Source organism: Priestia sp. YIM B13490 (assembly GCF_042787735.1).
Taxonomy (GTDB): Bacteria; Bacillota; Bacilli; order Bacillales; family Bacillaceae_H; genus Priestia; species Priestia megaterium.
Genome location: NZ_JBHZOT010000013.1, coordinates 1 through 22,871, shown reverse-complemented (window position 1 = coordinate 22,871; position 22,871 = coordinate 1). Strand labels below are relative to the sequence as shown.

The 22,871-nt window shown below is 39.3% G+C and carries 19 protein-coding genes, 8 tRNA genes, 1 rRNA gene and 1 pseudogene; 3 read left to right on the top strand and 26 right to left on the bottom strand.

What is annotated here, in order from left to right:
- Window positions 1-5 precede the first annotated feature (5 nt).
- Complete coding sequence (locus tag ACFX4R_RS24710; RefSeq protein WP_071273738.1) at window positions 6-359, bottom strand: YwqH-like family protein; 354 nt, start codon at window positions 357-359, stop codon at window positions 6-8.
- A gap of 336 nt (window positions 360-695) precedes the next feature.
- Here ACFX4R_RS24710 and ACFX4R_RS24705 point away from each other — a divergent pair, with 336 nt between their 5' ends.
- Window positions 696-2,828, top strand: coding sequence for a GDYXXLXY domain-containing protein (locus tag ACFX4R_RS24705; RefSeq protein WP_377570732.1), 2,133 nt, complete (start codon window positions 696-698; stop codon window positions 2,826-2,828).
- A 221-nt stretch (window positions 2,829-3,049) separates the two neighbouring features.
- Here ACFX4R_RS24705 and abc-f read toward each other — a convergent pair whose 3' ends face one another.
- From abc-f to ACFX4R_RS24675, 6 genes are all read right to left on the bottom strand, one after another.
- The gene (gene abc-f, locus ACFX4R_RS24700) at window positions 3,050-4,678 is read right to left on the bottom strand and encodes a ribosomal protection-like ABC-F family protein (RefSeq protein WP_280559819.1); all 1,629 of its coding nucleotides are present in this window, start codon (window positions 4,676-4,678) and stop codon (window positions 3,050-3,052) included.
- Window positions 4,679-5,050: 372 nt separating this feature from the next.
- Window positions 5,051-6,373, bottom strand: a complete 1,323-nt coding sequence (gene melA, locus ACFX4R_RS24695; protein WP_162214415.1) for an alpha-glucosidase/alpha-galactosidase — start codon at window positions 6,371-6,373, stop codon at window positions 5,051-5,053.
- 26 nt (window positions 6,374-6,399) lie between these two features.
- The gene (locus tag ACFX4R_RS24690) at window positions 6,400-7,230 is read right to left on the bottom strand and encodes a carbohydrate ABC transporter permease (RefSeq protein WP_165575956.1); all 831 of its coding nucleotides are present in this window, start codon (window positions 7,228-7,230) and stop codon (window positions 6,400-6,402) included.
- Window positions 7,230-8,162: a carbohydrate ABC transporter permease gene (locus ACFX4R_RS24685; RefSeq protein ID WP_013083531.1), complete on the bottom strand. Its 933-nt coding sequence runs from the start codon at window positions 8,160-8,162 to the stop codon at window positions 7,230-7,232. Before ACFX4R_RS24685 ends, ACFX4R_RS24690 begins: the two co-directional genes overlap by 1 nt.
- A gap of 89 nt (window positions 8,163-8,251) precedes the next feature.
- On the bottom strand, window positions 8,252-9,511 hold the full coding sequence (locus ACFX4R_RS24680) for an ABC transporter substrate-binding protein (RefSeq protein WP_377570729.1): 1,260 nt from the start codon (window positions 9,509-9,511) through the stop codon (window positions 8,252-8,254).
- Window positions 9,512-9,822: 311 nt separating this feature from the next.
- Window positions 9,823-10,857: a LacI family DNA-binding transcriptional regulator gene (locus ACFX4R_RS24675; RefSeq protein WP_043983093.1), complete on the bottom strand. Its 1,035-nt coding sequence runs from the start codon at window positions 10,855-10,857 to the stop codon at window positions 9,823-9,825.
- Window positions 10,858-11,190: 333 nt separating this feature from the next.
- Between ACFX4R_RS24675 and ACFX4R_RS24670 the strand changes: the two genes are divergently transcribed.
- Window positions 11,191-11,946, top strand: a complete 756-nt coding sequence (locus ACFX4R_RS24670) for a hypothetical protein (RefSeq protein ID WP_165575027.1) — start codon at window positions 11,191-11,193, stop codon at window positions 11,944-11,946.
- An 86-nt stretch (window positions 11,947-12,032) separates the two neighbouring features.
- Here the strand turns inward: ACFX4R_RS24670 and ACFX4R_RS24665 are convergent.
- The 4 genes and pseudogenes from ACFX4R_RS24665 to ACFX4R_RS24650 all read right to left on the bottom strand — a co-directional run.
- A pseudogene (locus ACFX4R_RS24665) lies at window positions 12,033-12,305 on the bottom strand (alpha/beta fold hydrolase); the annotation flags it as partial.
- Between the two features lie 313 nt (window positions 12,306-12,618).
- On the bottom strand, window positions 12,619-13,755 hold the full coding sequence (locus ACFX4R_RS24660; protein WP_377570727.1) for a glycerate kinase: 1,137 nt from the start codon (window positions 13,753-13,755) through the stop codon (window positions 12,619-12,621).
- Between the two features lie 22 nt (window positions 13,756-13,777).
- Window positions 13,778-15,046, bottom strand: a complete 1,269-nt coding sequence (locus ACFX4R_RS24655) for a GntP family permease (RefSeq protein ID WP_057235837.1) — start codon at window positions 15,044-15,046, stop codon at window positions 13,778-13,780.
- A 127-nt stretch (window positions 15,047-15,173) separates the two neighbouring features.
- A complete protein-coding gene (locus tag ACFX4R_RS24650; RefSeq protein ID WP_377570723.1) occupies window positions 15,174-16,274 on the bottom strand; it encodes a sugar diacid recognition domain-containing protein in 1,101 nt (366 codons plus the stop codon).
- A gap of 158 nt (window positions 16,275-16,432) precedes the next feature.
- Between ACFX4R_RS24650 and ACFX4R_RS24645 the strand changes: the two genes are divergently transcribed.
- Complete coding sequence (locus tag ACFX4R_RS24645; RefSeq protein ID WP_377570721.1) at window positions 16,433-17,617, top strand: iron-containing alcohol dehydrogenase; 1,185 nt, start codon at window positions 16,433-16,435, stop codon at window positions 17,615-17,617.
- A 32-nt stretch (window positions 17,618-17,649) separates the two neighbouring features.
- Here the strand turns inward: ACFX4R_RS24645 and ACFX4R_RS24640 are convergent, their stop codons facing one another.
- The 15 genes from ACFX4R_RS24640 to rrf all read right to left on the bottom strand — a co-directional run.
- Window positions 17,650-17,997 carry a DUF805 domain-containing protein gene (locus ACFX4R_RS24640; RefSeq protein WP_162214423.1) on the bottom strand — a complete coding sequence of 116 codons (348 nt, stop codon included), beginning with the start codon at window positions 17,995-17,997 and terminating at the stop codon, window positions 17,650-17,652.
- A 160-nt stretch (window positions 17,998-18,157) separates the two neighbouring features.
- Window positions 18,158-19,159 (bottom strand): DUF3231 family protein, encoded by a 1,002-nt coding sequence (locus tag ACFX4R_RS24635; RefSeq protein ID WP_237075029.1) that lies wholly within the window; start codon window positions 19,157-19,159, stop codon window positions 18,158-18,160.
- A 255-nt stretch (window positions 19,160-19,414) separates the two neighbouring features.
- Window positions 19,415-19,693 (bottom strand): hypothetical protein, encoded by a 279-nt coding sequence (locus tag ACFX4R_RS24630; RefSeq protein WP_028408159.1) that lies wholly within the window; start codon window positions 19,691-19,693, stop codon window positions 19,415-19,417.
- A 463-nt stretch (window positions 19,694-20,156) separates the two neighbouring features.
- Window positions 20,157-20,567, bottom strand: coding sequence for a hypothetical protein (locus tag ACFX4R_RS24625; protein ID WP_043983110.1), 411 nt, complete (start codon window positions 20,565-20,567; stop codon window positions 20,157-20,159).
- 480 nt (window positions 20,568-21,047) lie between these two features.
- A complete protein-coding gene (locus tag ACFX4R_RS24620; protein WP_016766132.1) occupies window positions 21,048-21,254 on the bottom strand; it encodes a hypothetical protein in 207 nt (68 codons plus the stop codon).
- A 48-nt stretch (window positions 21,255-21,302) separates the two neighbouring features.
- The gene (locus ACFX4R_RS24615; RefSeq protein WP_025753676.1) at window positions 21,303-21,650 is read right to left on the bottom strand and encodes a hypothetical protein; all 348 of its coding nucleotides are present in this window, start codon (window positions 21,648-21,650) and stop codon (window positions 21,303-21,305) included.
- A 211-nt stretch (window positions 21,651-21,861) separates the two neighbouring features.
- Window positions 21,862-21,933: transfer RNA gene (locus tag ACFX4R_RS24610), tRNA-Glu, on the bottom strand.
- 39 nt (window positions 21,934-21,972) lie between these two features.
- Window positions 21,973-22,049, bottom strand: a tRNA-Ile gene (locus tag ACFX4R_RS24605).
- Window positions 22,050-22,076: 27 nt separating this feature from the next.
- Window positions 22,077-22,150 (bottom strand) — tRNA-Trp (locus ACFX4R_RS24600).
- Between the two features lie 54 nt (window positions 22,151-22,204).
- Window positions 22,205-22,297 (bottom strand) — tRNA-Ser (locus ACFX4R_RS24595).
- Between the two features lie 63 nt (window positions 22,298-22,360).
- Window positions 22,361-22,434: transfer RNA gene (locus ACFX4R_RS24590), tRNA-Pro, on the bottom strand.
- A gap of 4 nt (window positions 22,435-22,438) precedes the next feature.
- Window positions 22,439-22,515 (bottom strand) — tRNA-Arg (locus tag ACFX4R_RS24585).
- 9 nt (window positions 22,516-22,524) lie between these two features.
- Window positions 22,525-22,597, bottom strand: a tRNA-Lys gene (locus ACFX4R_RS24580).
- Window positions 22,598-22,604: 7 nt separating this feature from the next.
- Window positions 22,605-22,680: transfer RNA gene (locus tag ACFX4R_RS24575), tRNA-Val, on the bottom strand.
- A 115-nt stretch (window positions 22,681-22,795) separates the two neighbouring features.
- A 5S ribosomal RNA gene (gene rrf, locus ACFX4R_RS29445) occupies window positions 22,796-22,871 on the bottom strand; the annotation flags it as partial.

Below are 22,871 nucleotides of genomic sequence, written 5' to 3'. Positions count from 1 at the left end.
TTGCATCACACCTTATCTTTTGCTTCGTCTTCTTGCATTTTAATGGCGCGTTCCATCCCTTGTATATCTGATTGAAGCGCCGTAATTTTTGCATCAATTGTCGTAAGGGCATCCGTCAGCTGACGGGTCAGCAAATCATCGTATTCGTCTAACATAGCGGTGCGGATGTCTTCAAACCCAACAGCAAGGCTGCCTGACCAAGTGGCGGAAGTGAGCTCTGGTTCTTTTACCTTTTCCTTTGCACGTTCAAGCTCTCCTTTGACTTCCGTTAACGTGTTTTTACTAGTCGTAAGCTGCTGGATATCTTCATGTGCCTGCTTCACTTGGGTATACAGATGAGCAACAAACATCTCATTCATATGATGACACTTCCTTTATATCTATCTCTTGGATCTTCTAACATTAATTCCCTTTTACAGCTTATCAAATAAAGAAAGAGAGCACATCGGCACGTTTTCTTATATTTTTTGGGAATAATGTAGGTTTTTAGTTCAATACCCACTCTTCAGGATAAAATAACCAAAACTATCTTACTATTGACAATTTATCAAGATTTTTGGACTACTTCACTTGTTATTTCCGCGCCACTAAAAGGCCTTTTTACACAATTTTTTTGTTAAAACGCATTCATTCTTTCTATTTCCAAATATTTAAACATGCGCTAGTATATACATAATATAAAGAGGAGGTTGAGTATGAGAGAAAAGCTCGTAAGACTCGGTTATTTACTGGGATTGGCTCTTGTTTTGTCCGGCATTTTATATTTTTTCGCATCGAACTGGCAAGGCTTTGACCGCTACATTAAAATTGCGCTGAGCGTGGGGCTGATGCTGCTGTTTTACGGAAGTGCGTTTGTAGTGCGAAAGCTCCTTCCTCAGCAGGCGTTTTTAAGTCACTGGACGCTTTTGGCCGGGGCTCTTTCATTTGGATTAAGCATCGCGCTTCTTTCTCAAATTTACAACACGCACGCTGAATCGTACTGGCTGTTTTTAATTTGGCTTGTGCCGATTATTTTGTTTAGCTTTTTTACAAAGTATCAGCCGTTTTACGTGTTATCGTTTGTTTTATTTCAATTCACCATGGCTTTTTTTATTTCACCAACAGGCGCAGTTTCACAGCGAGGCGAACACGAGACGCTTTTACTTTACGCAGGAATGGCGTTTGTGAACTTACTCATCTTTTGGATCATAAAAAAGAAACAGCGCTCGTCTCCTGTGATCATGTATGCAGCGTTTTGTTTGTTTCACTACATTTTTTTAACTGTTTCCCTGCCGGATTTCACAGGCAGCTCTAGCTTACGGATTGGTCTTATTATTTTTTATTTGCTGTTTTTACTAAGCTTCTTTTTTTATTTTTCAAAAGTGAAGCCACAAAGGTCGTTTTTAGGGATTTCCATTGTGGCATTTGCTTTATTTGTTATTGAACAGTTTTTCTCTTTTATTTTTAAACACTACGCTGAATGGTCACTGTTCTTAGCTTTAGGATTCGTGATTGTATTTATTGGTGCAAGCGTATGGTTTGTCAAATGGCTCACTGCTAACACGTCAGCACAAAAAACTTCGCTCCGCGTAATCAAACGAATAGCGGTGATTGGGATTACGGCCATTGCATCGGTGATCGGCAGCAGCTCTTTAGGAGGACTTGTCACACTTATTACAGGAACGTACCCAACAAACGGAATGCTTGTGATTGGCGTTTTGCTGATTGTGGCATGTTATTTAATTAAAGCAGATATTCCAACGGTAAAATATACGCTTTTAATGATGGGCGTATTAATTAGCGGCGGCGCTTCTTTTTTTGTGAACGACATTCTGTTTTTTATCTACGTCATCTCACTTGTAGCGCTTTTAGTATTCACGAAGCATACGCCCGTTCGCCTGTTGCTTTTTGTGCTAGTGCAAGGGCTTCTGTTAATAAAAGTTCCGACTGCTTACTATGACACTATCAAAATAGATTATGTGCTGCTCGCTTTGTTTCTATTAAATGCCGCTATGTACGCGATAAACGTACACCACGCGTTTAAAAAAGCAGCGCTGCTTCTTGCTTTTATCTTTTTACTGTCGCTGACTGAATTAAGCGAACCGTCTTTTTTAAATATCATTTACTGCACGGTGTTTTTTGTGATTTCGACCGTCTTTTTATTTGTGACGGTACGAAAAGAGCCAAAATACGATTTTATTGTCGGCATGATTTTCTGGTTTGTGTTTTTAGCGATGAAATATTACGACTTTGTGTGGGATTTATTTAATAAATCACTTGTGCTCGTTATTTTAGGTCTGATCTTTCTTTTCCTAAGCAGGAAATGGGACCTGTCAACGCCTGATCAGCCGCAGCCGTCGTTTCTTGACCGCAGCCGAACCGCTGTATGGATCATCATTCTTATTCAGCTTATTATGCTGGGCGGCATTTTCACTAAAAACGAAGTGCTTCTTCAAAACGGAAAAGAAATTAAGCTCGCTTTACAGCCGATCGATCCGCGCTCGCTGCTGCAAGGCGATTATGTTGAGCTGAATTACGACATTGCGCACGTTACCTTACCTCATGTAAAAGACGGAGAAAAAGTGAAGCTCGTTCTTCGCCCTGACAAACAAGGCGTGTATAAATACGCAAAAATCTACCAAGCGGATGATGACTGGAATAAGCCGTATGCTTCTAAAAAGAAAGACGTTGTCATTACGGGCAGCTATCATGACTGGGGAATTCAGTACGGAATTGAGCATTACTTTATTCCAGAAGGAACCGGCAGCAAAGTGGAAAGCGAAGCTCGTTTTGCTACTGTACGAGTTGGAAAAAACGGAGATGCCATTGTTACAAAAGTAGGCAACTAAAAAAGCAGCTGCTTCAACATTGAAGCGGCTGCTTTTTGTTTTAATTGATAAATACGCCGATGATCATCGTTAAAATAAGGATCACAAAGAAAATAATGATGCCATACCCAATCCATTTTATTCTTTTGGGCGTTCCTTTTACATTCATATCCGTTATTTTTCCTTCAATATGCTTTTGATGTTCAGTAACATCATTGTATTCATTGTTAGGCGAAGTGATATTATCCTTCCTTTCTATTTAATCGTTTTCTTTCTTCTAACAGCTCTTCATATCTTTTTTCAAGCCGCTGCTTGTCTTTTCCTTCTGGCGTGATAGAAAGCTCGCTAATCACTTTTGTTAATTCTAATTGAAGCGCAAGTTTCTCCGCTTCATTTTGCTGCTGTGACGCTTTTTTGCTTTTACCCGTGTCTTCAATCGCCGCGAGCTCCGCTTTAGACTGTTTTAACGTCAAAACATGCGTCGCAAGCTTTTTAACAAAATAGCGGTCGTGCGTCACAAATAAAATCGTCCCTGGATAAGCTTTTAATACTTCCTGCAGCGCTTCTTTTGTATGAAGATCAAGATAGTTGGTCGGTTCATCTAAAAGAAGAACGTTATAATTTCCTAAAAAGACTTTTGCTAATGCCGTTTTGACTCGTTCTCCTCCGCTTAGCATCTCTACTTTTTTATACACGTCTTCACGTTTGAAAAGTAAGCGCGATAGTACCGTACGAATAAAATGCTCGGTGTACGGACTGTCTTCTTTAATGTTTTCTAAAATGCTTTTAGCGGGATCTAGATTTTCAAGACGCTGATGGAAAAAGCCGAGTTTTACAGGCTTCGCAACCGTGATGCCTTCTGCTCGCTGCTCAATCATATTCAGCAGCGTAGATTTTCCGGCGCCGTTTTTGCCGACAATCGCTACTTTCGCTCCCGGCTTCACACCGCCTTTTAGGTTTTGAAACAAGATATGATTACCAGCTGATGCTGAGACTTTGTCAAAGCTTAGTACCTGCTTGCTGTGCACTTGATGAAACTGCGATAGGTCAAAATGAATTTCTTCCATTTCTTTTGGCTTTTCTTTTTTCTCCAGCTTTTCAATTCTTGTTTCAATCGCTTTTGCGCTTCTGTCTAGCTTCGCTTTTTGTTTTCCGACCGCTCGCTTATGAAGTCTCGCTTCAGAGTTGCCCATGCGGCTCGGCGCTTTTTTAAGCGACTTTGATTTTTGGCTTTTTTCTTCAGACGCCAGTTCAAGCCGCTGCTTTTCTTTTACATACTGTTCATATTCAAACTGCTGTCTTTCAACTGCGTGTTTTTTTTGCGTCACATATTCTTGATAATTGCCTTCATAGCAGTTAATTTTGCCGTCTTCTACTTCCCAAATAGACGTACAAAGGCGGTTTAATAATTCTCGGTCATGTGAAATCAGCAGCAGACTGCCTGTAAAAGACTTCATTTCTTCTTCAAACTTCTCTACGCCTTTTACATCTAAGTGGCTCGTTGGCTCATCGGCTGCAAGCAGTTCTGCGCCTGATGAAAGAGCAGCTGCAATTTTTTTTCTTGTTTCTTCTCCCCCGCTAAGAAAGTCCGCTTCAGTTGGCACACTCCACTGACTTTTCATCTCAGGAGAAACAGCTCCTGTAGCTTGAACATCAAGCTGCGGAATCAGTGAGGAACGGCCATATGTTTGTACAATCCCTTGATCTGGACTCATTTTTTTCATTAAAATATGAAGCAACGTCGATTTGCCTTCTCCGTTTTTCCCCACAATTCCAATTCGCTCTCCGCGATGTACTTGAAGTTTCTCTGCTTGAAACAGCAGGCGATCTCCATAGCTTTTTTCAATATTTATAGCTTCTAACAATAACATAAAAAAACCTCCCTAGGATTTCTAGAGAGGATTAGAGGTCATAATTAGGCATACGCAAATATGCACCCTTTTTATAGAGTAAAAAAAGGGAGAAATCACTTCATATAAGACATATAGAAATGGCACCTAAAAATGTACAGACTAATCCTATCTAGACAAATGTTCATTTAAAATAAAGTTTTAAAAGAATGTCTAAAAAAATAGGATTACTTATCCATTGTCTACGGTACCTTTCCTTTCTTAGTATAAAATGACTTGCTTCTTACAGTGTATGATGAAGTTTTTTAAATGTCAATATCCATTTGGATGATATTCCCTTCTTTTACTACTCACAAAAAAATCCTCAGCCGATCAAAGCCGAGGATTCTTTTATTACACGTATTGGTTCACTTTCCCTGTAAAATCAGGCAGCCACTCGCCGTGGGCTTCAATTAAATCATCGCACATACGAATGATGTCATCCATAGATAATTCCGCATTTGTATGAGGATCTAGCATCGCTGCTTGATAGATGTGCTCTCTTTTTCTAGTGACCGCTGCTTCAATTGTTAGCAATTGCGTATTAATATTCGTACGATTTAACGCCGCAAGCTGCTCAGGTAAGTCTCCTACATAAGTCGGCATAATGCCGCTTCGGTCTACAACACATGGAACTTCTACGCACGCTTTTGTCGGCAGGTTACTAATTAAGCCCCCGGTATTTAATACGTTACCGGCAAATTTAAACGGCACGTTTGTCTCCATTGCTTCAATGATTCTAGAGCCGTACTCATGTGAACGTGTATGAGTTAACTGACTGTTGTTAACCATTTCTTCTCTCATTGATTCCCAATTGCTAATTTGCTCTTCGCATCGGCGCGGGTATTCATCCAGAGGGATGTTAAACTGATCAACAAGATTTGGATATTTATGTTTAATAAAGTATGGATGATACTCTGCGTTATGCTCAGACGATTCGGTAATATAATAACCGAACTTATCCATTAGCTCAAAACGCACCATATCGTGATGCTTTGTCTTTTGTTTTTCTTTTGCCAGACGCTTGATTTCTGGGTATAAGTCTTGCCCATCTCTTTTTACTTCTAGCAGCCATGCCATATGGTTGATGCCTGCGATTTTCTCTTGTATTCCTTCATGATTCATTCCGAGAGAATCAAATAAATCTTTTGTACATACTTGAACACTGTGACAAAGGCCTACCGTCTTTACATTGGTATAGCGCAGCATTGCACCCGTTAGTGTTGCCATTGGATTGGTGTAATTTAAAAACAGCGCATCTGGACATACTTCTTCAATATCTTTTGCAAAATCAAACAGGACCGGAATCGTGCGCAGTGATCTGAAGATTCCTCCAATTCCTACTGTATCTCCAATCGTCTGACGCAAGCCGTATTTTTTAGGAATTTCAAAATCAATGACGGTGCTTGGTTTGTAACCGCCTACTTGAATGGCGTTAATCACATACTTCGCTCCTGTTAAAGCTTCTCTGCGGTTCAAATAGGCTTTAACCGTAATATTCACTTTATAGTTTTCTTTTAGATTGTTTAGCATATTTTCCGAATCTCTTAAACGCTCAGCATCTATATCGTATAGCGCAAATTCAAAGCCAGCTAAAGCAGGCACAAACATGCAGTCTCCTAAAATATTTTTTGCAAAAACTGTACTTCCCGCTCCGATAAATGTGATTTTAGACATTGTCATCTTCCTTCCTCGTATTGGTTTTATCCTTTTACAGATCCTGATGAAATCCCTGCAATAAAGTATTTTTGTAGCACTAAAAATAAAATGGTCATTGGAAGCATCGCAATAATCGCAGCTGCTCCTACTAAGCTAAGATTATTTTGATTTTCGGCAAAAAAGCTTGCTAACGTAACGGTTAATGTATGCATTTCCTTATCTTGAAGGAAGAAAATTGCAAACTGATAGTCGTTCCAAATATAGACGCTCGCAATAATTAAAATAGACGCAGTGACAGGCTTTAGCAGTGGAAATACGATTTTAAAGAAAATCGTTAACGTGCCGGCCCCATCAATTCTTGCTGCTTCCTCGAGCTCTTTAGAAATAGTGGAGCGAATGAAGCCCGCATACAAAAAGATCGTTAGCGGCAAAAAGGCTGCGACATTATTTAAAATAGCAATTTGGTACGTGTTCATCATCCCCATATTCACAACCATTTTGTACAGCGGAACTAACGCTGTTAAAGGCGGTATTACCATCACGGCGATAAAGATAAAATAGACGTACTTATTTAGTTTCGTTTGGCGGCGCGCTAGAGGATACGCAGCCATTGATCCTAAAAAAATAAGCAGAACCGCCGAAACGCACGTAATGATAAACGTATTCATAAAAGAACTGCCTAAATTCGCTTGCTCCCAAGCCGCTGTGAAATTTTCAAGGTTTATGCTTTTTGGAAATACCCATTTGGAACTAAAATCCCCGGTTGCTTTTAAAGAAGTCGTAACAAGAATATAAAAAGGGACAATATGAACGAGCGTTATACAAAGAGCTAGAAAGGTAAAAAATCGCTTTTTCCGTTTATTTGTATAGTCCATCACGCTTCTGTCTCCTTTCGCTTAAAGTACACAAGTGCTGATAAGCTAATGACTAAGATAATGAGCGCCATGCACACACCTTGAGTTGCAGCATAGCCGGCGTCCTGTCTTCTAAAATATAAGTCATACATAAAAGTAGACATTGACTGCGATGCATCTCCAGGCCCTCCTCCTGTCAGCGCAACAATTACGTCAAACAGTTTTAAACCTCCGATAATATTTAAAACGACATTAATTGTAATCGAAGGCATAAGCAATGGAAGCGTGATGTTTTTAAACTGCTGAAGAGCAGATGCTCCGTCAAGCTGCGCTGCCTCGTAATAATCTTTTGAAATACTTTGCAGCCCCGCTAAATAAATAATCATCGCAATTCCAACGAATTGATACGTATTGACGAACACGATAATCCAAGAGTTAAGCTCTGGAGTTCCCAAAGCATTAATCTTCTCAAAACCTAAAAATACAAGAAGGTCATTTAAAGCGCCTCCTTGGTAGGCAAAAAAGAAGTACCAGATATACCCCATAATAATTGGGCTGATAATAACCGGAAGGTAGACAATTGTTCTTGTTACAGCTTTCATTTTAATGCTTTGATTCAGAAGTAAAGCGTATAACAAGCCAATAATATTTTGAAAAATAGTACTGCCTATTCCGTAGAGCAGCGTATTTTTTATCACAAGCCAAGTCGTTGGATCTGCAAGCAAACGTTTATACTGCTGGAGCCCAATCCAATCATATGTTTGTGAAAATCCATTCCAATTAGTAAAGGAAAGTCTAATTCCGTTAATAAAAGGATAGATAATAAAAACGGTGATAATTACTAAGCCGGGAAGATACATCCACCATAAAGAGGACTCTGTTTTTAATTTTTTCTTTCGTTTTTTCGTATCTCTTACTACAGAAACCGGCTCTTTCCGGACTAATTCATTCATCGTGTTCACTCCTATTTCAGCTTGTGTTGAAAAGAAGCAGAAGCCTATCTCCCTGCTTCTCGGCGAACAAGGAACTTTTGCACACTATTTTATTGTTTACTGAGACGCTTGTACTCTTTTTCCATCTCTTTTGATAATTGCTTTGGCGTTAAACTTCCCGCTAGCAATTCTTGACCTGTAGAAGACATCACTGCCCACATACCGCTCGGTAAATACTTTCGGTCGAAGTATGGCTCAACTTTAATATCGCTATACTTATCGTAGTATTCAGAGTAGTAGTTTTGTGTTTTATTGTTTTTCAGAGCCGATGCTGAAGACGTTCCTTCGGCAATCTTTTTGGCAACTTCCGGCTGTGACACAAATTCAATAAATTTCTTGGCTTCTTTAAGGTGCTTAGAATCTTTCCACGCAGCAAGGGTAAAGCGCTCTCCGCCGATCCAGCTTTGCGTACCGCCTTTATGAATAGCAGGCACCGGTACTGTTCCTACTTTTACTTCAGGATTTAATTCTGTTGCATCCGGTCCAAGAGATCCGCCCACAAATGTGAAAGCAATTTTATTTTGAGCCATTAATTCCGTTGCTTGAGATACTTTTGCGGTTAATACATCTTCATTCAGCAGCCCTTTCTTCTTCATTTCTGCCATTGTTTCCGCTAGCGGCGTGTAGTTTGACCAATTAAATGTTCCTTTTTCCAACTGCTTAGTGTAGTTCTTATTTTTTGCTGTAATAAGCTGAGGTGTAGCCAGCTGATCAAACACTTGAGCAATATTGCCATTTTCCCCTCCTGGGATCCATAGAGGCGCTATTTCTCCTTCGCTCTTCTTTTTTACTGTTTCTAATGCTGTTATAAATTCATCCATTGTGTTAGGAGGCTTTATTCCGTATTTTTCTAACAGCGTCGCATTATAGCTAATTCCGTCTTTTGCTTGATTTAAAGGATATGCATACACTTTGCCGCTTTTATCTTTTAAAATTTGATTTAGCGCTGGATCCAAATGCTGAACCCAATCCATATCTTTTAAATCTGCTACATATTCCCCGTAGCGAAGCTGAGACCAGCCGTGCGTATCAAATAAATCCGGCATATCATTTGCACCCATTTTCACACGAAGCATATCTTCATAGCCGTTACCCGGAAAATTCGCATCAATTTTAATATCTGGATTTTGTTTTTCAAATTCTGCAATCGCATTTTGAAGCGCTTTTCTCTCCCCTTTATTACTCATCGTAGAAAAAAGCGTTAGCGTTGTTTTCCCATTTCCGCCTGTTGCCGCTTCTTTATTTCCGCAGCCCGCTGCCACAACAGAAAAGACTAGTAATAGAACGAAAAGATACGTAAGCTTTTTCATTTATCTTTTTTCCTCCTTATACTCTATCAAGACATAAATAACTGAATATTCAGTTATTTATACATAGACAAATTCATTGCACAACGAAATAAAGTCACTTATAATTTAATCCTATACTTTTACAAAGGTTCAAAGAGTCCTAGAGATGAAAAAGTTTTTTCATTTACATACTTATCTGCCAATAAGTATGTAGTTTCTAGGGCTTTTTAACCTGCTTTTTCTATGGTTTTTTCTATTTTTCTTCCCCCTTATCACTCTTTATGTATGAATTCTTCTTTTCTATCACCCCCTTTCAAGTTATAACTTTTAGGCTACTGTTTTTTGAGTAAGGCTCCGCAGCTTTCACGATAAATTAATTTAGTCGGCACCATGACTTTTAAAGGAACGGATCTGCCGCTTAACCGATCTACTAGCATTTTAACAGCCTGCCTTCCCATTTCTTCAGTATATACTTTAACCGTTGTGAGCGGCGTGCTCGCAAATGCTGCGATATCTACATCATCAAAGCTTACAATCGCTACGTCTTCAGGAACCTTTATATTTGATTGCTGCAGGGCACGCATTGCTCCTATCGCCATTGCATCACTTGCGATAAAAAATGCCTCAGGAAGATTTCCTTGCTTAATCGCTTGTCCCATCAGCTCATAGCCTTCAGTCATTGAGTACTCTCCTATATAAACTTTCTCAGAATCGAGCAGGCCTTTTTCATGCATAACGCGTTCAAAAACCGTTTGACGCTGATCTTCAATAATAGAACTTCCATTGATATAATGTTCTCTTTCTGTCCCTCCGATATAGCCGATTCTTTTATAACCGAGGTCAAATAAATGATTTAATGCGTGTTTAGTAGCTTTCTCAAAATCAATCATGACCGAATCGTACAAATCCTCATCCGCTTTGTGATTAATAAAAACAATAGTATCTAAATGATTGCTCACTTCTTGAACCGTTTCTGGACTAACTCTTCCCACTACAATCACTCCATCAAGATCCTGCAGCAGCTCTTCTTGCTTCATGCCTTTTAGCCTAAATGACTTTACTGTAAAAATTTCTTTTTCTGAGCATTCACTCTCTATTCCATGGCGAATAGAAGAGAAAAAAGGGTCTACTAACTCTTCTTCAAGGGACTGAGCAAAAATAATACCTATTCGAGGAGCTTCTATATCCTTTCCGTTTGCCGTTCCTTTTCGTATCTTCACGGGCGTATATTGCAGCTCTTTGGCTGCATGGAGAATACGTTCACGAGTAACCTCAGATACAGAAAGCGTATGATCATTATTTAGTACTCTGGATACAGTTGAACTGGAAACCTTAGCGTACGCCGCTATATCTTTTAAAGTTGCCATCTTTTTACCTCTCTATTATAATCTTCTATTTTTACTAAATATTTATCTCTTATATTGGAAGAATAGCACATTAATAAAACGCTTTCAATAAATAATTTTAAAATTTCAGTAAATTTATTAAAATATTCTCTAAAATCCTTCATTTCTTTTGTTAGTTCCGCCGTTAAAATGACAAAAAAGCCGCTATTACTACTTTATTTTTATCACACCGAACTAAAACTTAAGTAAACTTTTAGTAAACATTAATTTTCGTAAGAATTTGTTCATATTTGATATAAAACGGTTTGTTGGGGAAAATAAAAGGAGAAATACTGATAAGGAAAGAGAGAGCCTATGATTAGCCAACATTCTTATTTTCAACAATGTCTGCATGCCATTCAACAATTGCATAATATGAATTTTACGAAAGAACAGCTGTTGCAAAAAGACTTTTTAATCGCTCAAGAACGGGAATTAAGCATGTACTACTCGCCTCATAACGATTACATAAATCCAGATGCTCATATTATCATTGCCGGCATCACACCAGGCTGGTTTCAAATGAAAACTGCTTTTACACAATGCGTTTCCAGCCTGTCTCATCATCATCAGCTTGAACAAGTCCTGTACGAAACAAAAAAAGCAGCTAGCTTTAGCGGAACGATGAGAGTCAATTTAATAGACATGTTAGATCAATGCGGAATTGCAAAAGTCATGGGCATTAACGGTGCCGCTGAGCTATTTGCTTCACAGAGAGACTTGCTGCATACAACGTCCGTACTGAAATATCCTGTGTTTTATAAAGGAAAAAACTACACGGGACATCAGCCACCAATCGAACGATCAGCGCTTCTTTCTCGCTATGCCTTTGAAGTATTTCCACATGAATTGAGCGAAATAAAGAATCCGTGCTTAATCGTTCCGCTAGGAAAAGCAGTTGAAAATGTTTTAAGAAAACTTTCAAGTGAATCTTCGCTTTCTCAGCATACGTATTTATTTGGCTTTCCACATCCATCAGGAGCAAACGGACATCGAAAACGAATATTTGAAGAACACCTAAGTGAATTTACGGAAATTGTGGAGGAGTGGGCTGTAAAAAGAAAGAGCTGAAAATAGTTTCAGCTCTTTTTTTGCTATAATTATGTAAAAATGCGTCTACACGGAGGTCCGCTTTTATGTTAACAAATTTAGAAGAATACACTATTTTCTACGGTACGTTTTTTATTCGTAATGTCACTCCATCCGTATCCAAATGGTTCTACTACCACAACTTTATTATCCTTCGACAGTTCATTTACTAAAGGTTCAAAATCGAGTGCAGGCGCAGTCGTTCCCAAGCCGCTTAGTAGTACAATTGTATTTTCCCCTTTACCTTTTGTATATACATGAATATCTCTGCCATCAACCTCTACTAATTGACCAATAGGCGGGTACTTTTTCTTTTCTACTGCCGTTATAACTTGATTCATTACAATCCAAATGATACATATCCCTAACATAGCTACTATCATGTTTCGTAAAATTCTCAAGAACCTAAACTTTTTTTGCACGTTTACCTCTCCTTTCCGTAAGTAGCATTTAACAAGCAGATGCCCATGCTAGCGAATCTTTGTAACTGCTTACTTACTATGACGCTTCAGAAAACGTTTAGTTCTATTTCCTATATAAAATTCAAAAGAATGATAGCAGCTTACTTTAGCACTAAACGAAAAAAAGGCCTCTTCTGATGGAAGAGACCTTTTACCATTTATTAAAAAGAGAACAATAAAAACTGTAACTCCTTCACTTGATGCATAAGCGTATAACTGACGCTACGTTTTTAGCCGTTCTTTCAATGTTTTCACCGGCTTTTTCCAGTGCTTCTGATAGATCGACCGCTCCGGGCACGACGCTGAATAACGCAGAAATACCGTGTTCATATACAGCTTCGCTTCCCGTTCCAATGCTCCCTGCTATCGCTATCACGGGAACGCTATGCTTTTTTGCTGTTTTTGCTACGCCAATGGGAGTTTTTCCGTAAATGGTTTGTCCATCTATTCTTCCTTCACCGGTAATGACAAGGTCAGCATCTTTAATATAACTTTCTAGCTGAGTTGCCTCAATGACAATGTCTACACCTGGCTTTAACTCCGCAGATAAAAATGCCAGCAGGCCCCCTCCTATTCCTCCTGCCGCCCCAGCACCAGGAACGTTCTGAATATGAATATCCATTTCTTTTTCAATAACTGCTGCGTAATGAGCTAGATTACGGTCAAGCTGTTTAACCATATCAGGAGTTGCGCCTTTTTGAGGGCCAAATACCGCGGATGCTCCGGTTTCACCCGTTAACGGATTGTCTACATCGCAAGCCACTTCTACTTTGACTTCAGCAAGCCGGGAATCCAAGTTTGTCAGAGCAATAGCAGCTAACTGGTTTAAACTGCCGCCTCCTTCTTTTATTTCTGCTCCGTTAGCATCAAGAAGCTTTGCCCCTAAAGCTTTTGCCATACCGGCTCCTCCATCATTTGTAGCACTTCCTCCGATGCCAATAATGATATGCTTCACTTTATGATCTAACGCTTTGAGAATGAGCTCACCGGTTCCTCGCGTTGTTGTGATAAGCGGATTGCGTTTATCCACCGGAACATGATGAAGGCCTGAAGCGGCTGCCATTTCAATAACAGCCGTTTTGCCGTCTCCAAGAATTCCATAAAAAGCTTCCACCTCTTTACCTAAAGGTCCCGTTACTTTAGCTTGTATGATTTGTCCGCCCGTCGCGTCCACAAGCGACTGAACGGTTCCTTCTCCTCCGTCTGCCATAGGTACTTTACTAATCTCCGCGTTAGGAAAATGAGTTCTTATTCCTTTTTCAACCGCTTCACAAACGTTCAGAGCTGTTAAGCTTTCTTTAAATGAATCCGGTGCAATCACAATTTTCATGCGTAAACACTCCTTTTAGTTTTTAGCCATATAGCTTTAATACACCAAATATCAGCGTGGATACAATTGCCATAATGAGTCCAATAAGCGATTCGTAAGGGATTAATTTTAAACGTTCTTTTATTTTCATATTTACACTTCCGCCCGTTGCGTGGAAAAAGCTTCCGTGCGGAAGGTGATCAAGTACGGTCGCCCCAGCATGAACCATAGCAGCTCCGGCTAAAGCAGAAACGCCTAGCTCTAAAATCGTCGATCCAAAAACTTGGCTTGCGACTGCTGTTCCTGCCGTTGTCGAAGCGGTTGCCGCTGACATAAAAATACCAGAAACCGGAGCTAAAACATAAGCGGGCAATCCAATGGCAGACAAGCCTTGAATAATAACGTCTTTTAGCTGAGAGTTAGCAATAATACCTGCTAGCGTCCCCGTTCCAAGTAGCATAATGGCTACACCTGACATTTTTCCTAATCCAGAAATAGCATATGTATTAAGCTGTTTTCCTTTTTTCATCACAATAGCACCAACAATTCCTCCTGCAGGAAGCGCAACCATTGGATCAATATTAAGGTCAAAAAGCGGTCGCAGTGCCAGCAGCACGATGGTAACAATGGGTGCTATAATGGCTGTTAAAAACAGCGGCAAGCTGCTTGCATCCACTGTATCTATTTCTTCAGCTTGAACCATTGTTCCTTTTTTCACTAATCGTTTGGCTACTAGATAAGTGACCGCTACGCCAAATACAGCGGGAATAATTCCTGCAGCCATCACGGATGTAAGCGGAATATTAAATGCATCCGAAGCAGCAATAGCGTTAGGATTAGGAGACATTAAATTTCCTGCCTTTCCTCCTCCAATCATTGCTAATAAAATAGCAGGCTTTGACATACCCGTACGTTTAGCAATGGCTAAAGCAATAGGCGCCACTGTGATCACAGCCACATCAACAAACACACCTACTGTCGTAAGAATGAGTGTGGCTAGCGCTAGAGCTAAAAGCGCTTTTGTTTCCCCTAGTTTTTTTACAATGGTTTCTGCTATAACCGCTGCAGCACCCGATTCTATTAATACCCCGGCCAATATACCAGCTGCAAGAATCCGCAGCACTGCGGGAATGATGCCTTGTGCCCCTTCAATCATTAAATTAACGGTATCAGCAATATTAACTCCGCCAATCAATCCTCCAATTAAAGCTCCGGCTATCATTCCGTATGCGGGAGCCACTTTCTTTAAGATTAATATAATAGCAATTACTAATGCACAGATCGCGCCTAACGCGCTTACTTGAACGTCCATAAAGCCATCCCCTTTCTTATTTCTCCTGTCCCTAATGTTAATTGTAAGCGTTATCTTATATTCTTTCATTAGTCACTTCAACAGAAAAAGACCTCACTATCGCAAGATCTTTTATGCACGTGCACAGTTATGAAATTTTAGATAGCAGTAGCGCTACATACAGTTCAAGAAGGTCTTTGACTTTTCTTGGATCTTTTCCCGTAATGCTTTGGATTTTATCTAGACGGTAGCTTAGCGTATTTCGATGTATAAAAAGCTTTTTAGCTGCCGTACTTCCTTCGCCATTTTCTTCTATGTAGACCGTTAACGTTTCGATAAGTTCTTTTTTCTTATCGTATTCCTTCAGCTTTTCATAGTGATGCAACAGATCATGATTTTCTTGAAAACCGGCGCTTTGACGTAACAGCACGGGAATTTGATAATCCGAATAGCAGTAGAAAACAGCTTCTGGGTGAAGCTTTGAGCCGACAGCAAGCGTATCTTTTGCCTGCTGATAAGATACATGAAGGCCTTTAAAGTCAGCTTGAACAGATCCTGCCGCTAACTTACACACCATACCAGACGCCCGAAGCTGTTTTTCCATCTGTTCCGCATAGCTGCTAGCGCTGCCTGCATCTGTAGATTTTAATATGACCACTCCGTCTGGAAGCATAGCGTATAGGTCATTGTTAGCTATATATTTCTTTACAAGCTTCATAACTTCATGGCGATTGTCCGCTGTAACAATCAGTGCCACTCGTGGAAGGTATAAATTAATATCAAAGCGGTTCGCTCGGTCAAAAAATAAAGAGTCAAACGGCTCTTCTTGTTGAAGAAGCTGATGAACCACCTCTTCTTTTAATCGTTCATCCCATTGAATTTCCTCTATTAAAATCATTTCTTGAAAAATCATTTCAGCCGCCATGCGCACGAGTTTTCCGTAATTACGAATCTGTTCTGGCAGTCCTGTTAATCCCACGACTCCAACAATTTCTCCGTTAAAGAAAATAGGGAAATTCACGCCCGGTTTGGCCCCGCGCAGCGAGTCAGCCTGCTGTTGAGTAATTTCGTAGGAACTGCCGCTTTTTAATACCATCAACGCTCCTTCGTGGATTTGATTCATTCGCTTTTTGTCACCCGAACCAATAATGACTCCTTTTTCGTTCATCACGTTAATGTTGCAATCAATAATCTCCATCGTTCTACACACAATTTTCTGAGCTAATTCTTTTGTTACGTATCTCAACATTTCCTCATCCTTTGCCTCTGTGAAGTAAAGCTCAATTTTTTCGTGACAGCTAATTTGTATTCAATGAAAAATTTGCGATACTTCATTATAATATACGTAGAAGCAAAACCACATCTTTGAAACCGCCAACAAAACAGTGCCTATAGGAGGATAAAAGAATGACTGTGTCAAAACTAGTTTTTACCCCTCTTAGCTATACAGGATGGGGATCACTTCAGCAACTGCTTCCAGAAGTAAAAAAATATCACCCTGCTCATATTTTAATTGTCACAGATCCTGTTTTAAAAGACATTGGACTTGTGGATAAAGTGAGTTCTCCCCTCATTAAAAATGGATACGAAGTAGATGTATACGCAGATACGGCACCAGAACCGCCTTTAGCACTCGGTGAAAAACTCGTATCCTACGCAAAAAGCCGAAAATTTGATTTAGTCATTGGGGTTGGCGGCGGCAGCGCATTAGATTTAGCAAAACTTACGGCCGTTTTAGCCGTTCACGACGGCGCTGTAGAAGAATACTTGAACTTAACTGGTACAAAACAAATTTCAAAAAAAGGTTTTCCTAAAATTTTAATTCCCACAACTTCCGGCACGGGCTCAGAAGTAACGAATATTTCTGTATTATCTCTTGAAAGCACCAAGGATGTTGTGACCCACGACTATTTACTTGCAGACGCTGCGATTGTAGATCCTGAGCTTACGCTGAGCGTGCCTTCTAAAGTAACGGCGGCTACAGGGGTTGATGCATTAACTCATGCCGTTGAAGCTTATGTATCAGTAAATGCAAATCCAGCAACCGATGCCTTAGCACTAAAGGCTATACGCATGATTGGCTCTTCTTTACGAACAGCTGTAGAAAATGGCAAAGATAAAGAAGCGCGAACTCAGATGAGCTACGGAAGCTATTTAGCGGGACTTGCTTTTTTTAACGCTGGTGTTGCTGGTGTTCATGCGCTTGCTTATCCGTTAGGTGGACAGTTTCATATTTCTCACGGTGAATCAAACGCCGTATTGCTTCCATATGTGATGGGTTACATACGCAGCAGCTGCGTGGAAAAGATGCGGGATATTTTTGAAGCACTGGGCGGAAACGCTAACTCTTTATCAACAGAAGAAGCTTCTTATCAGTGTGTAAAACAGCTGCAGTCACTTGTCAAAGACGTAGGCATTCCTCAAACTCTTCGCGGATTTGATATTCCAGAAAGTGCCCTTCAAAAGCTGACAGAAGATGGCGTCCAGCAAAAACGAATTCTCGCTCGCAGTCCTTTGCCTCTTCTTGAAAAAGACATCCGAGCTATTTACCAATCGGCGTATGATGGTGCTATAGTAGAACCTGTGCACTAATAAACTCCCCCTTGTGTAAGGGGGAGTTCTATTTATGCTGCTTTAGCCGTTGTACCAAAACGATTCTCTTTTGGATCGCTAGGCTGGCAGAATAAAATAATCAGCCAAATACTTCCGATTAATGGAACTAATGTAATGAGCTGCCACCATCCGCTTTTTCCCGTATCGTGGAGTCTTCTTGCTCCTACCGCTAACGAAGGGACTGCAATCAATAGCGAATAGATTACCGGCAGAAAAAGAGGCTTATCAATAACGAGCTGAATGAAAGAAAGAATAAATGAAATAACAAAGTTGACCAATACAAACATCCAGTATTCAGTTCGGCTTGCTCTGCCCGAAAACGTCCCGTAATTTTTCAACACTTTTATGTACCACTTCATATGCAACACCCTCCTTTTTTAGTATAAAATTGTAAATTTATAGTTTATATATCCTTTTTATTCAAAAAACAAACCGTTAAACGAACAAATAACGACATTTTTTATGCAAAAGAAAAAACTTCTTTCAAAAAAAGAAGTTTTCGTAATGTATTATGCTTTTCTATTTAATCAAATCATTTCGGTCTTCCATACTTGGCGGTTCTTCAAGCCATCCGTTTTTAGCCATGATTTTTCCCCCGTCTTGCCCGTATGTTAAAATGTCTTTGGCGGTACTGACAAGAGTAAGAGGAAGATCTCCACGTAAACTAAACGCAGTGCCTAAAGCGTTGCTTCCTAGTCCGAAACTGCAGAATAAACTCACGCAGTACATCATTAGTTTATCTGAAAAGGGTGCTACTTTTGACTCGGTCGCTTTCGCTCCCCACGTCGCAGGCGTCTGAATATCGCTTTCCAAAAGAATTTTACTATAATCACTTACAATTTTTTTAGCCAGCTCTTTTCCTTTTACAAAGTACTTCTTCACTTCAGGCTCACTTGCTACTTGAGCGAACCCTGTGATCATTTGCATGCCAAAAATGTTGCTTTCAATTGCGTAATAAATATGTGCTACCTCTACAGTATTTAATGCCCGTTTACTCGAAAATAAATGGATTCCATTCATGTAATCTGTACCTTCAGCAAACTTCGCTTTTTTAGGTACGGAAACAGCTGGAGGCCTTGGAAGCACGTTTTTTTCCTGAAGATAATCTACACATTTGTCATAGCCACTTTGCGTGAAAGCGGTAAGTTCTTTATAGAGAGAGATTATGTCTTTTCTGTAGGACATGGTTAAATGAAGCGTATGTAGCCCCATACTAATTTCTTTTAAAAGGCGAAGAAACATAATATCAAACATCTTATCATAGAGCTTAGGAACGCCTATATTTACATCTTTTTCTGTATATCCTACTGGTATGGAAGCCCCTTCATTCTGTAAAATTGTTTTGATATCTTCAATGTAGTTCACCACTTGCCTATGCGTATCTTGCATAATTTCCTTTGCCCCGTCATCTTCTGCCTGTGCAATAAAATATTCCAAAATTCTTTGGGTCATTGTTTTTTGCTGATAGGTCATCCAAAGAGTAGCAATTTCACTTGAACTTAACGGTATTTCTTGACTCATGCACTAAACCTCCTGCTAGGGATACATACGTAAATCTTCATTTATTCAAGAGTGGGTATCTGTAATGAAGACTTTATTCTAGACCTTAACATTCGCCCCCGCAGTCAGATACACAACTCTGTCTCTTCCTCAATTAATTCTGCTTCATTTACTATGCACAAATTGGAAGAATTCTATGTATTTACCCTCGCTTTTAAATGGCGGAAACAAAAAAAGCCCCCTCTCATTAAAGGCGCTTTTTCAAAGAAAACGTTTTTATTCCATCGTATCAGAAATCCTTTTGTAGCTTCCGCATTTTTTTAGATATTGAATAATATCTTGATCTTTTACACGCTGAATAGCTGATCCGAACAGTTCTGCTGCTACCTGCATGCGTTCATGTTTATGTTCAATGGTCATAATATATCGAAGCGCATCCACAACCGGTGCATTGTGACGTGTACGACGAGTTATGTACTCGTGAATGGCTTCATTTAACCCTTCCGATTCCGCTTGTTGAAACTCAGGTTTTCTTACTACTTGACTATATACCACTTTTTTACACTCCTTCTCCTCATTTTTAATCATTTTTATCTTTCTTTTATTTCCATTTCCCTAACAAAAAGGAAACAAAACATGCAATGTTAACTTTTTTTAGAGTTTTCTAGCAGATGCATTTAAAAGAACATAGGTTTGATCCTTATAAGGAAACTATGATATATTTTTTGTCTACACAGACTATACACAGTAAGGAATGAGGTATTTAGATATGAATAAAGCTGAATTTATTGATGCTACAAAGGCTCCAGCCTTTAAGCCAGGAAAAGAATTTAAAGAAGCTGTTAAATAAAGAATCTAATGCTGGGTATAAAGTAAAACAAGCAGGCTCTTAATAATTAAGAATCTGCTTGTTCTGCTCTATATAAAGACTATTTCAGTAAGTTATTTTATTTTTTTCTAAAAAGATACATATCTAACGGCATATTAACAAGCAATCGATTAAGCTACTATATTTATTTTAATATACAGTTGAGCTAGATAGAATATCTTTATGAAAACGTACTGTTTCAGAACTATAAGTAGTCATATTTAGTACACTTTTTATAGAATATGAGATGAGGATACCCCCATCTTCCATTGTACTCACCCAATAAGGATGAAAGGGTATTAAAAAATAAAATCGCTTATCAAGTTTTTCTAAAACAAATGGTTCGGTAACATTTTTAGTTTCTAAATTACCAACAGAGACATCAATTTTATCACCTATTCTCATCCCACCATAACCCTCTATACAAATTTCAATAAATCCAGTTTCTTGAAGTAATTCTAATTCAGCTTCTCCGACGTAATCATATCTTTCTAGTATGTTCGTTCCATTTTTAATTGATTGACGTACGAAATCCCCGTCATAATAAAAAACAAATGGCAATTCTAAATCTTTTGAGTCAATAAGATTTTGTATGGTGATAGTACCAACTCCTTTATACCAACTCGTTTATTATTATAACATTATTGGCTATTCCAACGTTTTCTCTCATATTCTTGATAGGTGCTTCCCTTTTAAATGTAGTCTACATGGGGATCAAAGCAAACTTATTTAGAATTAGCATTGTGAATCCCATTCAAAGCATAGCCAAACTACATACTCGAATGCAGCTACTCTGTCTTGGACTGTATTTTATCTTCCACTTTTTCTTTTAAATCAGAAGTAGTCATGAAGAAAGAGACATTTTACAATAAGGTAAAAGTATACGAGGCAAGGAAGTAAAGTTTTCTTCGCTTCATAATTTTATTGGACGTCCTAACAAAATAAGTGACTCAACAGTTTGTTCATAATCAAGCTTATAGCTTCAATAAAATCACAGTTTTTTTAAAATACATTGATTAAAAAAACACCCTGAGAGGATGTTTAATAGTTAGCTTGTAAAGCTTCACTCTTTTTCTTTAGTTTTTGACTTTCTTCTTCTAACTCAATAATTTTATTTTGGAGCTCTGTATTATCAAAGTCTTGCTCTAACTCTTCAGATAGCTTTATTCGCTGTTTATGAATTTCAATTCGTTGTTTAGCAATCGCTTCTACTTCTTTGTTTAATTGTAATTGTTCATATGGATTCATATAAATTCCTCCCTTACTTTCACTTTCAACACAAGAAGACAGATTCCTTTAAAATAAAGTCCAGTGAGTGTTCCCTATAAACATGCTAATGGCCCCAAACGCACTAGCGATAAAACTAAAATTCCATACAGTACGCATCCAAACTGCTAAAGAACCATATGTCTTTTTAAAGGCTACTTCACGCATAAAGATGAGATAAAGAACTGTAAACCCATATACACCAAATGCTACCCATTGAAAAGTTTCTTGAATTTGTGGAACTATTAGAACAACTGCTACTAAAGCTACGGTGAAAATGAGGTTCACAATCATAAAGAAGCTGACGAAACGCATCCACTTAAATCCCTTTTCGTCTAGTTCCGCAGCACCTTGGTTTTTTCGCTTTAATTCCTCCATTATTCATTACCCCTAGTATTCAGTTTTATCCATTATAGCACGTTATCCTAGTGTTATTCTTAAAGTACTAGTATCGTTATGTTCAAATTTCAGAGATTAGACTCAAAAATTTTGAAGTTTTCACATTAGAATTTTATACAGTCTCAATCAAAATCTGTAGTTATCTAACATAAATAAAAGAGCAGTTTGCATTTGCAAACTGCTCTTTCGATGACCCGTACGGGATTCGAACCCGTGTTACCGCCGTGAAAGGGCGGTGTCTTAACCACTTGACCAACGGGCCGTGATTGTTTTTTAAGTTTAACTTAACGGTTTGTTATACTGGTGGGCCTAAGTGGACTCGAACCACCGACCTCACGCTTATCAGGCGTGCGCTCTAACCAGCTGAGCTATAGGCCCCTAATTAATACTCATATGTATCTAAATTGGCAGGGGCAGTAGGAATTGAACCCACACTGACGGTTTTGGAGACCGTAGTTCTACCTTTAAACTATGCCCCTACAAAAAGTAGCAGTCATGACGGAAATTGAACCCGCGATGATGATAAAAATAAATGGAGGAGGAAGAGGGATTCGAACCCCCGCGGGCTTTGACACCCCTGTCGGTTTTCAAGACCGATCCCTTCAGCCGGACTTGGGTATTCCTCCGATATTATAACTGATGAACCTTCTACTCTAAACAACTAAACTAAGGTCCTATGATACTTCTGATCGGGAAGACAGGATTCGAACCTGCGACCCCTTGGTCCCAAACCAAGTGCTCTACCAAGCTGAGCTACTTCCCGTTCATGGCGCGCCCGAGAGGAGTCGAACCCCTAACCTTTTGATCCGTAGTCAAACGCTCTATCCAATTGAGCTACGGGCGCTTCTTAAAATGAGCCATGAAGGACTCGAACCTTCGACCCTCTGATTAAAAGTCAGATGCTCTACCAACTGAGCTAATGGCTCGAAAAACTGGTGGAGGATGACGGGATCGAACCGCCGACCCCCTGCTTGTAAGGCAGGTGCTCTCCCAGCTGAGCTAATCCTCCAAAAAAATCTATATAAGCGCTTTGATAAGCGTTATTTTCATTACTTATAATAGAATATTTCAAATAAAAAACCCCTATGCTCTTTTATAAGAGGCTCATAAGGGTCTTATTCATTGCCTGGCAACGTCCTACTCTCACAGGGACAAAGTCCCAACTACCATTGGCGCTAAAGAGCTTAACTTCCGTGTTCG

Coding starts and splice junctions, on each gene's coding strand:
- ACFX4R_RS24635 (WP_237075029.1), bottom strand. CDS start 19,159: ATGAGTCAAGAAATACCGTTAAGTTCAAGTGAAATTGCTACTCTTTGG.
- melA (WP_162214415.1), bottom strand. CDS start 6,373: ATGTCTAAAATCACATTTATCGGAGCGGGAAGTACAGTTTTTGCAAAA.
- ACFX4R_RS24620 (WP_016766132.1), bottom strand. CDS start 21,254: ATGAATCCATATGAACAATTACAATTAAACAAAGAAGTAGAAGCGATT.
- ACFX4R_RS24675 (WP_043983093.1), bottom strand. CDS start 10,857: ATGGCAACTTTAAAAGATATAGCGGCGTACGCTAAGGTTTCCAGTTCA.
- ACFX4R_RS24615 (WP_025753676.1), bottom strand. CDS start 21,650: ATGGAGGAATTAAAGCGAAAAAACCAAGGTGCTGCGGAACTAGACGAA.
- ACFX4R_RS24680 (WP_377570729.1), bottom strand. CDS start 9,511: ATGAAAAAGCTTACGTATCTTTTCGTTCTATTACTAGTCTTTTCTGTT.
- ACFX4R_RS24685 (WP_013083531.1), bottom strand. CDS start 8,162: ATGAATGAATTAGTCCGGAAAGAGCCGGTTTCTGTAGTAAGAGATACG.
- ACFX4R_RS24660 (WP_377570727.1), bottom strand. CDS start 13,755: ATGAAAATTGTGATTGCACCGGATTCATTTAAAGAAAGCTTAACAGCT.
- ACFX4R_RS24670 (WP_165575027.1), top strand. CDS start 11,191: ATGATTAGCCAACATTCTTATTTTCAACAATGTCTGCATGCCATTCAA.
- ACFX4R_RS24655 (WP_057235837.1), bottom strand. CDS start 15,046: ATGGACGTTCAAGTAAGCGCGTTAGGCGCGATCTGTGCATTAGTAATT.
- ACFX4R_RS24705 (WP_377570732.1), top strand. CDS start 696: ATGAGAGAAAAGCTCGTAAGACTCGGTTATTTACTGGGATTGGCTCTT.
- ACFX4R_RS24640 (WP_162214423.1), bottom strand. CDS start 17,997: ATGAAGTGGTACATAAAAGTGTTGAAAAATTACGGGACGTTTTCGGGC.
- abc-f (WP_280559819.1), bottom strand. CDS start 4,678: ATGTTATTGTTAGAAGCTATAAATATTGAAAAAAGCTATGGAGATCGC.
- ACFX4R_RS24690 (WP_165575956.1), bottom strand. CDS start 7,230: ATGGACTATACAAATAAACGGAAAAAGCGATTTTTTACCTTTCTAGCT.
- ACFX4R_RS24650 (WP_377570723.1), bottom strand. CDS start 16,274: ATGTTGAGATACGTAACAAAAGAATTAGCTCAGAAAATTGTGTGTAGA.
- ACFX4R_RS24645 (WP_377570721.1), top strand. CDS start 16,433: ATGACTGTGTCAAAACTAGTTTTTACCCCTCTTAGCTATACAGGATGG.
- ACFX4R_RS24710 (WP_071273738.1), bottom strand. CDS start 359: ATGAATGAGATGTTTGTTGCTCATCTGTATACCCAAGTGAAGCAGGCA.